The organism is Rhodococcus sp. UFZ-B548 (genome assembly GCF_903819475.1).
Lineage (GTDB): Bacteria > Actinomycetota > Actinomycetes > Mycobacteriales > Mycobacteriaceae > Rhodococcus_F > Rhodococcus_F erythropolis.
Genome location: NZ_CAIJDS010000017.1, coordinates 113,560 through 127,749, shown reverse-complemented (window position 1 = coordinate 127,749; position 14,190 = coordinate 113,560). Strand labels below are relative to the sequence as shown.

The following is a 14,190-nucleotide window of genomic DNA, read 5'->3' as shown; positions in this document are numbered from 1 at the left end:
TGGTCGGGTTGGCGCGGTTGTTGATGCTCGAACCTGTTGTGGCGGATGCGTTTCATCGTGGTGATGTCGATGCGTTGAAGGCGCGGCAGGTGGCGTCGTTTTGTCAGCATCCGCCGAAGAACATGACCCTGGCGGATGTCGGCAAGGCTCGCGGGATTTTGTTGTCGTTGGCGTCGAAGAACATCGCGGATTGTGATGCGGTGCGGGCAGCGATTCGGCGGATCGAGAAGCAGTACGGCAAGCGTGAGGACGGCGTCCCGGTCGGGGAAGATTCGGAACGTAACGAGTTCTACGCCTCGAAAGGCTTGTACGGCAGAGTAACTGTGAAGGGCGACTTGGATGCTGTGAACGGGGCGCGTCTGATCACGTTGTTGTCGAGCCTGTCTGCTCCGACGCCGGAGAAGGACGGCGTGAAGGACACGCGTACTCCGGCATTACGGCGTGCGGACGGGTTTTGCGAGTTGTTGCGCCGGTACGAGCGGGCGGGGTTGGGTCCGATCGAAGGCGGCGTGAAACCGCACATCACGGTGACCGCGTCGGCCAAGGACATGACGGACCTTAAAGTTCTGAAAGACCTCCTGCCGTCGACCGATGAACTCGGGTTTGCGTGGACGGATTGGGTGGGTCCGATCAGTATCGATACTGCGCGGATGTTGGCGTGCGACTGCACCGTTACCCGGATCCTCCTGGATGAGAATGGTGTTCCGCTCGACTGCGGTAAGGAAGCGAGAACGGCGACTGTTCCGCAGCGGCGGGCGTTGGCGGTTCGGGATGGTGGGTGTGCGTTTCCGGGGTGCGGGACTCCGTCGGGGTGGTGCGATGCTCATCATATTGTTCACTGGAATGATGGTGGCCCAACAGATCTCGACAATCTGATCTTGTTGTGCGGTCATCACCATCGGACGCTGCACCACACGGAGTGGCGGGTGGAGATCGGCCCGGATCGGAGGACGGTGTTCTATCCGCCGATGTCGGTTGACCCGTATCAGCACCCGATCGGCGGGAACAGCCCACCTACAGCAGCCTGAACGGGCGCAACTGAATACGTACACACCGGGGCATAGCCATGCCCCGGTGCGAGCTGCGTTTGTCGGAGTCGCGTGTGCGGTCAGAGCATCGTCGAGATATGGTCCGGAAGCGCGACACCTGAGTCGAGATCCTCGGACGGGAGCGGTTCACCGAAGTGCGTAGCTGCAGGAACTACTCCAGCCCAGACGGTTTCGACACCGATGTCAGCGGCATCGTCACCGGGGCCGCCGGTGCGGGCCTTGACGGAAGCCTCGTACAACGGCAGGGCAAGAACGATGGTTGCCGCCATTTCCTTGCGCGTGTGATCCCGAAGGTGTTGGGAACGTCCGGGAACCACCTGGTCGACGATCAGATTCAAAGCCTTCACTCGCTCGTCGCCGTCGGTCACGACTCGAGGTGATCCGATGATGACGCCGCTGCGGTAGTTCATCGAGTGGTGGAAGCCCGACCGCGCCAACACGAGCCCGTCGAGGATCGTGATGGTGATGCAGATTTCGCTGTCGGGAGCCAAGCTTCGCGAGGCCACCGAGCCGTGAACATAAATAGACCCGCCGCGGTCAGGGCCGTCGAGGTCGAACCCGTACGCGGTGGGAAACACCATGGGAACTCCGCCGACGTTCACGCCCATGTGGCACAGCTTCGCGGACTGCAAGACGTCGACGAGTGCCGCGCGTTCTGCGACGCCGTGGTGGCGGGCGCGCTTGTGCGTCGTACGTGCTGTCGGGGACAGCGGAATAGGTGCAGTGGGGGCAGGAGCAGGGGCAGCAAAGACAACGGAATCTGTCATGCAGACAATGCTGGTGGCAAAGTGGCTTCAAGTCATGGTCCAATCAGTGGAGACTTCGATAGGCCACTTCGATTTTCCACTTCCGAGAGGGTTCTGAATGTTTCTTCCTTCGGCGGTAGCCGTCGTCCTCGACCGGACAGATCGGCGGGCGCTCCCGATCCAGATTGCCGACCACCTCAGAGCTGATATCCGCAGTGGTAAGGCGGCAGTGGGACTGAGGTTACCCAGTTCCCGGAAGCTGACGGCGGAGCTCGAGGTGGCGCGGGGCGTCGTGGAACGGGCGTATGAGCAGTTGATCGCCGAGGGTTGGCTTGTCGCTGTGCACGGCTCGGGCACCTTCGTTGCCGAGGCGCCCTCTCCCGCGGTCACTCCCACGACTACACCGAAGAAGACCGCCGACAAGATGTCGCCCAGGGTGCAGCTCCGGCCAGGCGTGCCGTGGACGCCGCCGCGTGCATCGGCAGCGTGGCGGCGGGCGTGGCGTGACGTCGGGTCCAAACCGCCACCATTCGAGGATCCCGATCCTGCGGGTGACTACGAATTGCGTTCGGCACTATCGGAATTGCTGGCAAGAGCCCGCGGAATGTCGGTTGAACCCGAGAGAATCCTGATCACCTCAGGTGCCACGCATGGTCTCGGCCTCGCCCTGTCGGCTCTGCGTACCCGTGGTGCTGTTCTGGCGATGGAAGATCCCGGATACCGGTATGCGTCCTCGGCCGCAACAGCCTGTGGATGGTCGCTGCTCGACGTGCCCGTCGACGCTCATGGTCTCTGTGTCGACCAACTCGAAACGGCGTCGGAGAGCGTCCGCGGTGTGTATGTGACACCGTCCCATCAGTATCCGACAGGTGGGCTGCTTCCGGTAGGTCGGCGCAACCAGTTGATCGAGTTCGCACGCGCCCGCGACGTCGTCCTGTTCGAGGACGATTACGACTCCGAATTCCGTTACGACGTAGCGCCTTTGCCTGCGCTCGCCCAGTTGGCTCCTGATCGGGTGGTGTATCTCGGAACGGTTGCCAAGACGCTCGGCGCCGGAATTCGATTGGGCTGGTTGGTAGCTCCCCTCGACCTGGTCGACCGCATAGCATTACACCGCAAGCGAATCGGCGACTTCCCGTCGGTTCCGCTGCAGCAAGCACTCCTGTCCCTGCTCCGTGACGGCGAATGGGATCGAGCGGTACGTACCGCCCGGCGCAGGTACCGCGAGCGCGATCGGGCGGTCGAGGAAGCACTGTCATCGTTCGGTGAACTGCGCGGACTCGGCGCCGGCATGCACACGACGCTCATGCTCGACGCGGATCTGGCAGCCACCGTCGCTCGCGAGGCACTTGAACACGGCGTCGAAGTGCCCACCCTGGTCGAGTCCACCCGAACGCACGGAGACCCCGGTGGATTGGTCATCGGCTACGGGCGAGTGGAATCCGCGGACCTCGAATATGCGCTCGAGGTGATAGCCGAGTGCCTCGCGCGTCACAGCGCGTGAAGTCTCGTTGATCGGGAGTGCGGCAACGGATGGGCGTGGTCCAGTTCTAGCGTCTGCTCGTGACGATCCGAAGCCAGACCTTTCCGCACCTGCTCGCACCAGGCACCATCGGCCCGATGACCGTGCCCAATCGTGTGGTTCTCCCTGCGATGGACATGAACCTGTGTGAAGACGGGGAAATCGAAAAGGGCGACATCGACCACTTCGTGGCTCGTGCGGCCGGTGGAACGGGTCTGATCATCACCGGTTGCTGCGCTGTTGCGTACCCGCTGGGCTGCACCAGCCGCAAGGAACCGGGGCTCTCCGAAGACCGGTTCATCCCCGGACTCAAAGCGCTGGCCGACGCGGTGCACGACGCAGGCAGCAAGCTCTGTGTGCAGATGACACACCACGGCAAGGTGGCGCGCATCGATACCCTCGACGGCCGACCGCAGCTGGTCCCGTCCACACCGAAGCCGCCGGGTGACATGAGTGCGATGGCCGATTGCACGCCCGAAGAACTGGGCAAGATGGCTGCCATCAACGAGGGCAAGAGGGCGACCTACCACGAGGCCACCAAGGAAGATCTTGATTGGCTCGTCCGCATGTTCGCCGAGGCTGCCGGACGGGTGAAGGCGGCGGGCGGCGACGCCGTCGAGATTCATTGTGCCCACAACTACGTCCTCGGAGCGTTCCTGAGTCGGTACACGAATCAGCGCAGCGATGAGTACGGAGGTTCCATGGAGAACCGTGCTCGCCTGGCTTGTGAGGTTATCCGGGCGGTCAAGGAGGAGGTCGGTGGTGCGCTTGCCGTCATCGTGCGTCTGGCCGGTCAAGAGTACGGCGAAACCGACGGGCTGACCGTCGACGAGGCTGCTGCGGCCGCCAAGATGTTCGAAGAGGCCGGCGCTGACGCCATTCACGTCACCGGTACCGCGCTGAATGCTTTTGCCAACTTCACCGACGGCCCCCTGCCCGACAAGGTCGGCTACTACACGGACAATGCAACGCGAATCAAGCAGGCGATATCGATCCCCGTGATCACGGTCGGACGTATGCTCCCCGAGGTCGGCGAGAAGATGATCGCGGAAGGTCGCACGGACTTCGCCGCGATGGGCCGCCAGCTCCTGGCCGATCCACAGTTGGTGAACAAACTCAAAGACGGTGTACCCGAGCGGGTTCGGCCTTGCATCAATTGCTACGTCTGCGTGCAGGAGAACTTCTGGGACGAGACCCCGCTGTGCGCGGTGAACCCTGCCCTGGGCAACGAAGCGCTGCTCCCCTTCGTTCGGACCAGCACTCCGAAACACGTTGTTGTGGTCGGAGCGGGCCCCGGTGGTCTCGAAACGGCTCGCGTGGCCGCTGAACGTGGGCACCGAGTCACGGTGTTGGACAAATCCGATCGCCTCGGCGGCACCCTGTGGTTCTCGAGCCTCACTACCCCGGACAACGGGCGTCTGCTCAGCTGGTTGAAAGTGGAAATCGAGCGTCTCGGTGTCGATGTTCGACTGAAGACCGAAGCCTCGGTTGCTTCGATCCGGGCACTGAACCCCGACGCCGTAGTCGTGGCCACCGGTGCAGTTCGTGAGCGGCCTAGTGTTCCGGGCGGCGACTTGCCGCACGTGCACACCGGTGATTCGTTGCGCGCGTTGATGACCGGAGCGGGAGACGTCTCACAGGTGCCGCCGTTCCTGCGGACGATGGCCAAGTTGGGCAAGCTGTCCGGTATCACCAAGAGCCCCGCGGCGATCCGAGCTGTGACTCGCAAGTTCCTGCCCATGGGTAAGGACGTTGTCGTGATCGGTGGTTCGCTTGTCGGACTCGAGCTTGCGGAGTTCCTGGCCGAGCGAGGTCGCAATGTGACGCTGATCGAAGAAGGCCAGCAGTTGGGTATTCCGATGGCGATGCCGCGCCGCTGGACGGCTGTGCGCCACGCCAAGCATGTCGGTGTGGACATTCACCGCAATTCAACGGTGCAGCGAATCACCAAGGAGCACGTCGAATTCCGTTCCGGTGACAAGACACTGACCGCTCCAGCCGACATGGTTGTCGTCGCCTCGGGGGTGTCAGCGCAAGCGCCGCTGGCCGACGCTCTGATCGGCGTCGTCTCCGACGTGCACGTGGTCGGTGACGCGGTGAACGTCGACTACATCGAAGGTGCGATGCACACGGCGTGGAAAGTTGCGATGGATCTTTGACCCATCCCCTAGATAGCGCTTTGTGCCGCAACGATGTCCGGCCACCATCGGGCCGCGACATCGGGGTGCGCGCGTAGTCGACTCTTGAGGGCGTTCGCCCCGTAGGAATCGTGGATCGGGTTGTTCGCGTCCACGGTGACGCCGGTGGCGCGCGCCGCCAGCTCGGGCGGTAGGTCGAACTCCGGGATCTGCGCTGCGTAGTTCGGGTTGAAGAAGAACGGCACCGAGATACGTTCACCGTCACCTTCGGGTGAAACTACCCGGTGCACAGTCGCTTTCAAGTAGCCGCCGGTAGCGACCTCGAGCAGTTCGCCGATGTTGACCACCAGCGCCCCGTCGATCGGCGGGGCGTCGATCCAGTCGCCGTCGTGCTCGACCTGCAGACCGCCCTTGCCCGGTTCGACATAGAGCAGTGTCAGTACACCCGCGTCCTTGTGCCCGCCGACGCCCTGGGAGCCGGCACCTTTCGGGCGGCCCGGGTAACGCACCACCTTGATGAGGATCGACGGATCGTGAGCGAACGCGTCGTCGAAGATGTTCGCATCCTGGCCCAGGGCTACCGCCCATTCGCGTAAGAGGCTCAATGCGATCGAGGTGAGTGTGTCGTTCCACTCGGTGATGACGTCGCGGAGTTCGGGAAGGGCGTCGGGCCACTGGTTGGGACCCTGCAGGATCTCCCAGGCCGGTGAGGTGTCGGTGCGCTCGGCCGCGGGCTGTTCGGCGCCGATGTCGATCTGCTCGCGCCAGTCCTGCTTGCCTTCGGTCAGTTCGCCGCCGAGCCTGGTGTACCCACGGAAGTGCGGGCTGCGGACGTTCTCGATCGCGAGCTTCTCGGCAGTCGGAAGTGCGAAGAACTCGCGGGCGACGGCGAGGAGGCGTCGCTGCAGTTCGTCGGGAATTCCGTGGCCGACCAGGTAGAAGAATCCGACCTCGTGGGTGGCCTCGCGGAGCTGAGTGCGGAACTGCTCGGCGGTGTCGGGGTTCTGCGCAAGCGACAGATCGAGCACTGGCAGCGACGTAATCGACATGGGGTCCTCGATCCGTGTGATGGTTCTGATGTCCATCATTCCACGCTGATCGGCACCCGGACCCGCGCGGCGATTCGGCAGCCGCAGGCGTGATTACCCGCGCGTATGCGGAAACACCCTGCGGATAACAGAATCGGGGCCTTGCGCCGTTGGCGCAAGACCCCGAATCAGCGTGAACCTAAATCAGGCCTCGTCGGCTCCGATGATGAACGCTTCGAGCTCGATGCGAGCCTTGTCGTCGGCCATCTGGACCGGCGGGGACTTCATCAGGTAAGCGGAAGCCGGGTAAACCGGTCCACCGATGCCGCGGTCCTTGGCGATCTTGGCTGCGCGCACGGCGTCGATGATGATGCCGGCAGAGTTGGGCGAATCCCAGACCTCGAGCTTGTACTCCAGGTTCAGGGGAGCGTCACCGAAGGCGCGGCCTTCGAGTCGGACGTATGCCCACTTGCGGTCGTCGAGCCACTCCACGTAGTCCGAGGGACCGATGTGGACGTTGCGGTCGTGGACCTTGCCGGCAAGTGCGCCGGTCAGGTTGGACGTCACGGCCTGGGTCTTGGAAACCTTCTTGGACTCCAGGCGATCACGCTCGAGCATGTTCTTGAAGTCCATGTTTCCACCGACGTTGAGCTGGTAGGTGCGGTCCAGCACGACGCCGCGGTCTTCGAACAGTTTCGCCATCACGCGGTGGGTGATGGTGGCGCCGACCTGGCTCTTGATGTCGTCGCCGACGATCGGGACGCCGGCGTCCTTGAACTTGGCAGCCCACTCCGGATCGGAAGCGATGAAGACGGGCAGGGCGTTGACGAATGCAACGCCCGCGTCGATCGCGCACTGTGCGTAGAACTTGTCAGCGTCGTCGGAACCGACGGGCAGGTAGGAGACGAGGACGTCGACCTGAGCGTCCTTGAGTGCCTTGACGACGTCGACGGGCTCGGCGTCGGACAGCTCGATGGTCTCGGCGTAGTACTTGCCGATGCCGTCGAGGGTCGGGCCACGCTGAACGGGAACGTCCAGGGGCGGGACGTCGGCGATCTTGATGGTGTTGTTCTCGCTCGCGAGGATCGCCTCGGAGAGGTCGAAGCCGACCTTCTTGGCGTCGACGTCGAACGCAGCGACGAACTGCACGTCGCGGACGTGGTACTTGCCGAACTTGACGTGCATGAGGCCGGGGACCGTCTGGGTCTCGTCGGCATCCTTGTAGTAGTGGACGCCCTGAACCAGGGACGAGGCGCAGTTACCCACGCCCACAATGGCTACGCGCACCGCGGTGCTGTTCTCACCCATGGTCGGGTTCTCCTTCTTTCCGGGATGTTCCTGTTGTCGATTGCTCGGCTGCGATCAATTCGTTGAGCCAACGCACTTCGCGTTCACTCGATTCGAGTCCGAGCTGATGGAGCTGACGGGTATAGCGGTCCAGCGATCCGCTGGCCCGACCGACGGCCTCGCGGAGCCCCTCACGGCGCTCCTCGACCTGGCGTCGCCTGCCTTCGAGGATCCGCATCCGCGCTTCTGCGGGGGTGCGGCTGAAGAAGGCGAGGTGAACGCCGAAACCGTCGTCGGTGTAGTTCTGCGGCCCGGTGTCGGCGACCAGTTCGGTGAACCGTTGCCGACCTTCCGGAGTGAGCTGGTAGACGCGACGCGCCCGACGCTTGAGCGTGCCGGTGGCAGTGTCGACGTCTTCCGAGATCAATCCGTCGGCTTGCATGCGCCGCAGTGCCGGGTACAGCGATCCGTACGAGAACGCGCGGAATGCGCCGAGCAGACCAGTGAGCCGCTTACGCAGCTCGTATCCGTGCATCGGTGACTCGAGGAGCAGCCCGAGGATTGCGAGTTCGAGCAACTGACAAACCTCCCGAGTCGTTGAACCTAACCGCTTGATGCGATAACCAACTATATCGCGCCGATATATAAAACCACACTGCGGCCCGATACGTGTACCAAGGTGTCACGGCTAGATCAGGGGGTGAACGGGTAGATCGACATGATTTCCCCGTCGAGGCCAGCGGTCAGGTACCCGCTTTCGTCGAGGTCGTTGCCGACGTGGATCTCGATGGTCGGCACGGTTTCGGTGCTTCCGACAGAGACGTACCGAGTGGTCGGATTTTGCACCGACGTTGTGGTTCCGGCGCCGTCGAGCAGGGCGATCACGATGCGAGGATCGAGCTGTGTGACGTCGATCTGTGTCACGCCGGGTTCGCGCGATCCTCCCGAAGTCGTGTCCTCGAGGTCGCCTCGGTAGTAACTGTCGAGGCTCTTGCGCTGCGCAGCAGGATCGGCGCGCGTTACGCGTGCATAAGTGGGATAGATGGTCATCTCGTCGACCAGTCCGCTGCCGTACTCCGTTTCGATGGCACGGAACATCGCCCCCAGGCCGTCGACGGTGTGCAACTGTGGCTCGGGGCTGGAGAAGATCGTGACGTCCGACGCCACGTATTTGATTCCGAAGCCGATTGCCGACACCAGTGACAGAGCGATGATCGCAAGGGCGATCAAACGCGTGTCGAGCGAAGGTTCTTTCCGGAGAACAGGCAGAGACGCTTCGGTCTGCAGATCGGACGTCAAATCTTCGAGATCGCCGAGAGTGACTGCCACCGCGGCGAGTTCGGTCAATTCGTCGTGCTCGGTCGCCGTGAGTTGCCCGTCGGCGAAGGCGGAGTCCAGCACTGCGCAGGTAGCCTCGCGATCGGCATTGCGAGCGCGGGTGGTCCTGGTCAGATCGTTCGGCATGTCCGGGGCCTATCGAGGAGTGAAGGGAGACAAGCGGATCGGGCGTCCGTCAGGCGTCAGGTCCATCCACCCGCTCGCGCCGAGGTTGTTGCTCACGTAGATGGAGACGCGTGGATCATCGCTCGACGAACTCATGCTGATGTGTGTGATCTCGGCGTCGGGAACATTGAGATTTGCGGATGCTCCGGCCAGGTATCCGGCGAGCTTGTCGATGTCGACGGCAGCGAGGTCGAAGGTGACGGTGCTGGCCGCCCGGTCGACGTGCTCTCGCGTGGTGTGAAACCGCCTCGAAAGTCGATGTCCTCCTCCAGATTCGGCGAGATAGCGGCGGCGCGAGTAACGCTTGCATAGCCGTCGTAGAAGTTGACGGAATCGATTATCGTCGTGCCGTACTTGGTGCTGTATTTTGTGATAAATTCCCCGATCCCGCTTGCGGTGACGGTGTTCAGTGTGGAACTCACAATGGGGGCAAGCGGTTCGACGTTTTCGGCTGCCGCCGGTGGAGGCGGTGGGGGTGAAGGGTCGGCGGACAAGGTGAGGTACCCGATCAGGCCGGCGAAGATAGTCGATGCGGCTGCGAGGTACCAGATCTTGTCGATACGACGAACTTTGGCAACGGCGTTGCGCAGCGTTGCTTTCTGCAGATCGCGGACCAGTAGATCGAGCTGGCCGAGGGTGGTCGCGGTCATGGCCGCAGCCGTCCGGTTGGCGTGCTCGTCGACCGTGATCTGGCCGTCGGACAGAGCCGTATCGAGAACGGCGCAGGTATCGGATCGGTCGACGTCGCGCGCACGGGTGCGCGTAGAGGTAGTAGTCGGGGACCCACTCACCGGCTCACCCTAGCTCCCGTACGGGTAGGAACGAGAGATCTCGCCCCACGGAGTGACCTCGATGCGTCCATCCTCGCCGTGGATGTTCTCCGCGTAGATCGCAATCTCCGGGACACCGTAGTTCGCGTTGAGGATCACGGCGGTGATCGTCGCGTCCGGCACTTTGATGAATTCGCCGATGTTTTCCATGAACGGCGTGAGTTTGTCGATCTGGATGGAGCCGAGGTCGAACGTCGGCTGATCGCTTCTGCGAGGGGTGTTGTTCGGCTCGATCTGGAATCCACCCCAGAAGCTGATGCGCTGGGTCTGAGCCGGTGCACCGGGTGCTGCGCGTTGGACCGAGGAATGCTTCTCGTGGAAGCTCGCGCCGTCGACGAACATGTCGCCGAACTCTTCTCGATACCTCTCGATAAATGCGCCGATACCCTCGGGAGTCAATGTGTCGATGTGTGCGATCAGGATCGGTTCGACGGTCGGCTCCAGCACCAGGGTGGTGGTCGGCAACGGTGGCGCGAGGGAAGTAGTGCTGGCATAACTGGCGGTGATGTCTTCCGAAGGCGTCAATGGTGAGCGACTCCAGGCCACCGCGGCGACCGCGCCGACGACGATCAGAGCAGCGCCACCGATGTACACGGCCTTGCGCGTCACCGACGTCCGAGGCGCCGTTGTGGTATCGATCTTCGGCACCTGCAGATCGTTGACCAGGCGCGCGAGCTCGAGCAGGGTTTTCGCGGACCTCGCCTTTTCGGTCCGTTCGAAGTAGTCCTCCGCGCTCAACTGCCCTTCGGCGTACGCGGCGTCCAACACATTGCACGTTTCGACGCGATCAAGATCACGAGCACGCGTCATCGGGGAACGGGAAGACTTCACAGGAAGTGATCGTAATGGCTGGTCGCCATGCGTCCGGACCGCAAAATGTGTTCATCGTGACCCTCCCGAACCGTCCGTGGCGGCACGGACGCACGTACGCTGGTCAGGTGCGGATACAGCGGCAAGTTGTGGACTACGCGCTCGCGCGTCGGTCTGTGCTGGCCGAAGTGTCTGCGGGTAGGACCGACGTCAAGCAAGTGTGTGACGCTGATCCGTACCTACTCAGAGCCGCGAAGTTCCACGGCCGGGGCAGCGACGTCGTCTGCCCCATTTGCCGCAAGGAACAGTTGACGCTCGTGTCCTGGGTGTTCGGCGACAAGCTCGGTCAGGTTTCGGGATCGGCCCGAACCTCGGACGAGCTCGCTCGGCTTGCGGAAACAGCAGAGGAGTTCACGGTGCACGTTGTAGAGGTGTGCCGTACCTGCAGTTGGAACCACTTGGTGCAGTCCTATGTGCTCGGCGCAGTACCTGCGCCGCCGCGACCGCGGCGAGCACGCCCACCAAGCCGGCGCACCGCCAGCGAGTAACGCCACACCCGAAGAAGGGCCCGATCGAAGTCTGCACGTGATCGGTCCGTGACCACTGGAGATTTGATTCGTGAGTTCCCCCAGCAACAACAACCCGGGAGGCAACAACCCGGGTGGCCGTCCCGTCGGTCCCAACCGTCCCGCCGGACCTCCTCAGGGTCGTCCGCCGCAGGGACGTCCGATGGGTCCACCGCCGCAGGGTTCACCTCCGCAGGGACGCCCTCCGATGGGTCCGCCCCCTCAGGGTCGTCCGCCGCAAGGTCGTCCGATGGGACCCCCGCCTCAGGGTCGTCCGCCGCAAGGTCGACCTTCGGGCCCGCCTCCTCAGGGCCGCCCCGCCGGTCCCCCTCCTCAGGGTCGTCCGCCGCAAGGCCGGCCTGCCGGCCCGCCGCCTCGAGATCGCGCCGCAGGCGCTCAGGCAAACGAACCGACCCAGCGCGTCGCGGCAGCAGCAGCGACCACCCGTACCAACGCGGGCACCCGCCCGCCGGTCGGACCTCCGCCGACGAAGCCGCCGACAGGTGGCTCCGGTGGCGGTGGCAATGACGGACAACCCCCGAAGGGAAGAAAGAGCACCGTGAAGAAGAAGTCCAAGTGGCGCACAGTTCGCCGCTCGGCCTACGTCTTGGTGGCGCTCGGTCTTGTTCTGCCCGTCCTTGCCTTCATGGCGGCGTACATCGTGCAGGACGTCCCCAAGCCCGGTGACCTCAAGACCAATCAGGTGGCGACGGTCTTCGCCGCCGACGGGACCACGGTGATCAGTACCGTCGTCCCGCCGGACGGCAACCGCGTCGAGGTTTCGCTCGATCAGGTACCGCTTCACGTTCGCAATGCGGTTCTCGCCGCAGAGGACCGCGATTTCTACTCGAACCCGGGCTTCTCGATCTCCGGTTTCGCACGCGCAGCCCGAGACAACGTCCTCGGTCGCGACAGTGCCGGTGGTGGCTCGACCATCACGCAGCAGTACGTGAAGAAGGCGCTCGTCGGCTCGGAGCGTTCGCTGACGCGAAAGATGAAAGAGCTCGTCATCTCCTCGAAGATGGCCAACGAGTGGTCCAAGGACGACATCCTCGCCGCGTATCTGAACACCATTTACTTCGGTCGCGGCGCATACGGCATCGGCGCAGCATCCAAGGCTTACTTCGGTAAGCCCGTCGACCAGCTGACCATCGAAGAAGGCGCCGTCCTGGCATCGTCGATTCAGCTTCCGTCGCTCCTCGATCCCGAGACCAACCCGACCGGCGCGAAGTCCCGTTGGGATTACGTGCTCGACGGCATGGTGTCCGCCGGCACGCTGGATCAGGCCGCGCGCACGCCGATGCAGTACCCCGCCTACATCCCGCTCGCCCAGGTCGACAACAGCAGCCAAGGCTCGACCGGACCCGAAGGCCTGATCAAGCGTCAGGTGCTCAAGGAGATCGGCGACGCCGGAATCAGCGAGCAGTTGCTCAACACCGAGGGCTTGCAGATCACCACGACCATCGACCCGCAGGCTCAGGCCGCAGCGGTCGAGGCAGCCCGTTCCAACATGGAGGGTGAGCCGGAGAACCTGCGCACCGCCGTTGTCTCGGTCGACCCGAAGACCGGAGCCGTCAAGGCGTACTACGGCGGTGAGGACGGCGCGGGATACGACTTCGCGAATGCCGGACTTCAGACCGGTTCCTCGTTCAAGGTGTTCGGTCTCGCAGCCGCCCTGGATCAGGGGATCCCGCTCTCGCAGATGTACGACAGTTCGCCGCTGACCGTCAACGGCATCTCCATCGGCAACGTCGAAGGTGAAAGCTGCGGCACCTGCACCATCGCAGAGGCGCTCAAGCGTTCGCTGAACACCAGCTTCTACCGCCAGATGCTCAGCCTCGACGGCAACGGCCCGCAGGCAATCGCGGACATCGCACACCAAGCAGGCATCCCGAAGGACATCCCGGGCGTCGGCCCGTCGCTCACCGAGGCTGACGGTTCCGGTCCCAACAACGGCATCGTGCTCGGCCAGTACCAGGCCCGCGTGCTCGACATGGCGTCGTCGTACGCGACGCTCGCCGCATCCGGCACGTATCACGCACCGCACTTCGTCCAGAAGGTCGTCGCGGCTGACGGCACCGTGCTGCTGGACCGCGGCGCACCCGCCGGTGAGGACCGCATCGACGCTGCCGTGGCGGACAACGTGACGGCTGCGATGCAGCCGATCGCGGCGTACTCGCGCGGTCACAACCTGGCCGGCGGACGTCTGTCGGCGTCGAAGACAGGTACCGCGCAGCTCGGTGACACCGGAGCCAACAAGGACGCATGGATGGTCGGCTACACGCCGTCACTCTCGACCGCGGTCTGGGTCGGAACTCCCGACGGTGAAGCGATCACCAACTCGGGCGGCGCGATGATCTACGGCTCGGGTCTGCCTTCGGACATCTGGAAGGACACGATGGACGGCGCCCTCGACGGCACCGACAACGAGAAGTTCCCGACGCCGGGCAAGATCAACGGCCAAGCCGGTGGTGTTCCGGAGTACACGGCACCTGCACCGCCCAAGACGTCGGCGCCGCCGACCACCGCACCGACGACGACGGAAACCACTCCGCCGCCCGTGGTGACGACGACGCAGGTCGAGGTTCTGCCGGGCATCACCATCCCGATTCCGGGCATCTCCCGGCCGACGACAACCACGCCGCAGGTACCAGGGGCAGGCGAGACCACCGAGGAAGAACCGGCAGGTGTGAGCCCCGGCCAGTAGTTGG

At 63.7% G+C, this 14,190-nt stretch carries 13 protein-coding genes; 5 read left to right on the top strand and 8 right to left on the bottom strand.

Annotated features, from left to right (window positions below; all coding sequences use genetic code 11):
* Nucleotides 1-1,028 (top strand): HNH endonuclease signature motif containing protein (locus H7C86_RS16850; protein ID WP_182261892.1); only part of this gene is annotated, 1,028 nt, incomplete at its 5' end.
* An 80-nt stretch (nt 1,029-1,108) separates the two neighbouring features.
* Here the strand turns inward: H7C86_RS16850 and H7C86_RS16845 are convergent.
* The gene (locus H7C86_RS16845; protein WP_097386647.1) at nt 1,109-1,816 is read right to left on the bottom strand and encodes a pyridoxamine 5'-phosphate oxidase family protein; all 708 of its coding nucleotides are present in this window, start codon (nt 1,814-1,816) and stop codon (nt 1,109-1,111) included.
* A gap of 97 nt (nt 1,817-1,913) precedes the next feature.
* Here H7C86_RS16845 and H7C86_RS16840 point away from each other — a divergent pair, with 97 nt between their 5' ends.
* Together H7C86_RS16840 and H7C86_RS16835 are read left to right on the top strand one after the other, a co-directional pair.
* Nucleotides 1,914-3,299 carry a PLP-dependent aminotransferase family protein gene (locus H7C86_RS16840; RefSeq protein ID WP_182261891.1) on the top strand — a complete coding sequence of 462 codons (1,386 nt, stop codon included), beginning with the start codon at nt 1,914-1,916 and terminating at the stop codon, nt 3,297-3,299.
* 59 nt (nt 3,300-3,358) lie between these two features.
* Nucleotides 3,359-5,476: an FAD-dependent oxidoreductase gene (locus H7C86_RS16835; RefSeq protein ID WP_070797618.1), complete on the top strand. Its 2,118-nt coding sequence runs from the start codon at nt 3,359-3,361 to the stop codon at nt 5,474-5,476.
* An 8-nt stretch (nt 5,477-5,484) separates the two neighbouring features.
* Here the strand turns inward: H7C86_RS16835 and H7C86_RS16830 are convergent, their stop codons facing one another.
* From H7C86_RS16830 to H7C86_RS16805, 7 genes are all read right to left on the bottom strand, one after another.
* Nucleotides 5,485-6,543 carry an isopenicillin N synthase family oxygenase gene (locus H7C86_RS16830; RefSeq protein WP_229756703.1) on the bottom strand — a complete coding sequence of 353 codons (1,059 nt, stop codon included), beginning with the start codon at nt 6,541-6,543 and terminating at the stop codon, nt 5,485-5,487.
* Between the two features lie 144 nt (nt 6,544-6,687).
* Nucleotides 6,688-7,791 carry an inositol-3-phosphate synthase gene (locus H7C86_RS16825; protein WP_003945979.1) on the bottom strand — a complete coding sequence of 368 codons (1,104 nt, stop codon included), beginning with the start codon at nt 7,789-7,791 and terminating at the stop codon, nt 6,688-6,690.
* Nucleotides 7,784-8,347: a PadR family transcriptional regulator gene (locus H7C86_RS16820; RefSeq protein WP_003946014.1), complete on the bottom strand. Its 564-nt coding sequence runs from the start codon at nt 8,345-8,347 to the stop codon at nt 7,784-7,786. Before H7C86_RS16820 ends, H7C86_RS16825 begins: the two co-directional genes overlap by 8 nt.
* 116 nt (nt 8,348-8,463) lie before the next feature.
* Nucleotides 8,464-9,234 (bottom strand): DUF1707 domain-containing protein, encoded by a 771-nt coding sequence (locus tag H7C86_RS16815; protein ID WP_069145287.1) that lies wholly within the window; start codon nt 9,232-9,234, stop codon nt 8,464-8,466.
* 9 nt (nt 9,235-9,243) lie between these two features.
* Nucleotides 9,244-9,369: a hypothetical protein gene (locus H7C86_RS37265; RefSeq protein WP_259349230.1), complete on the bottom strand. Its 126-nt coding sequence runs from the start codon at nt 9,367-9,369 to the stop codon at nt 9,244-9,246.
* On the bottom strand, nt 9,366-10,064 hold the full coding sequence (locus H7C86_RS16810) for a DUF1707 domain-containing protein (protein ID WP_259349229.1): 699 nt from the start codon (nt 10,062-10,064) through the stop codon (nt 9,366-9,368). Before H7C86_RS16810 ends, H7C86_RS37265 begins: the two co-directional genes overlap by 4 nt.
* A gap of 9 nt (nt 10,065-10,073) precedes the next feature.
* Entirely contained in the window at nt 10,074-10,913 is an 840-nt protein-coding gene (locus H7C86_RS16805) for a DUF1707 domain-containing protein (protein WP_070797615.1), read from the bottom strand.
* A 128-nt stretch (nt 10,914-11,041) separates the two neighbouring features.
* Between H7C86_RS16805 and H7C86_RS16800 the strand changes: the two genes are divergently transcribed.
* The gene (locus tag H7C86_RS16800) at nt 11,042-11,461 is read left to right on the top strand and encodes a DUF5318 family protein (protein ID WP_042448217.1); all 420 of its coding nucleotides are present in this window, start codon (nt 11,042-11,044) and stop codon (nt 11,459-11,461) included.
* A 577-nt stretch (nt 11,462-12,038) separates the two neighbouring features.
* Nucleotides 12,039-14,186, top strand: a complete 2,148-nt coding sequence (locus H7C86_RS16795) for a transglycosylase domain-containing protein (protein ID WP_019746057.1) — start codon at nt 12,039-12,041, stop codon at nt 14,184-14,186.
* Nucleotides 14,187-14,190 lie beyond the last annotated feature (4 nt).

Coding starts and splice junctions, on each gene's coding strand:
- H7C86_RS16805 (WP_070797615.1), bottom strand. CDS start 10,913: ATGACGCGTGCTCGTGATCTTGATCGCGTCGAAACGTGCAATGTGTTG.
- H7C86_RS16830 (WP_229756703.1), bottom strand. CDS start 6,543: ATGATGGACATCAGAACCATCACACGGATCGAGGACCCCATGTCGATT.
- H7C86_RS37265 (WP_259349230.1), bottom strand. CDS start 9,369: ATGAGTTCGTCGAGCGATGATCCACGCGTCTCCATCTACGTGAGCAAC.
- H7C86_RS16845 (WP_097386647.1), bottom strand. CDS start 1,816: ATGACAGATTCCGTTGTCTTTGCTGCCCCTGCTCCTGCCCCCACTGCA.
- H7C86_RS16825 (WP_003945979.1), bottom strand. CDS start 7,791: ATGGGTGAGAACAGCACCGCGGTGCGCGTAGCCATTGTGGGCGTGGGT.
- H7C86_RS16840 (WP_182261891.1), top strand. CDS start 1,914: ATGTTTCTTCCTTCGGCGGTAGCCGTCGTCCTCGACCGGACAGATCGG.
- H7C86_RS16815 (WP_069145287.1), bottom strand. CDS start 9,234: ATGCCGAACGATCTGACCAGGACCACCCGCGCTCGCAATGCCGATCGC.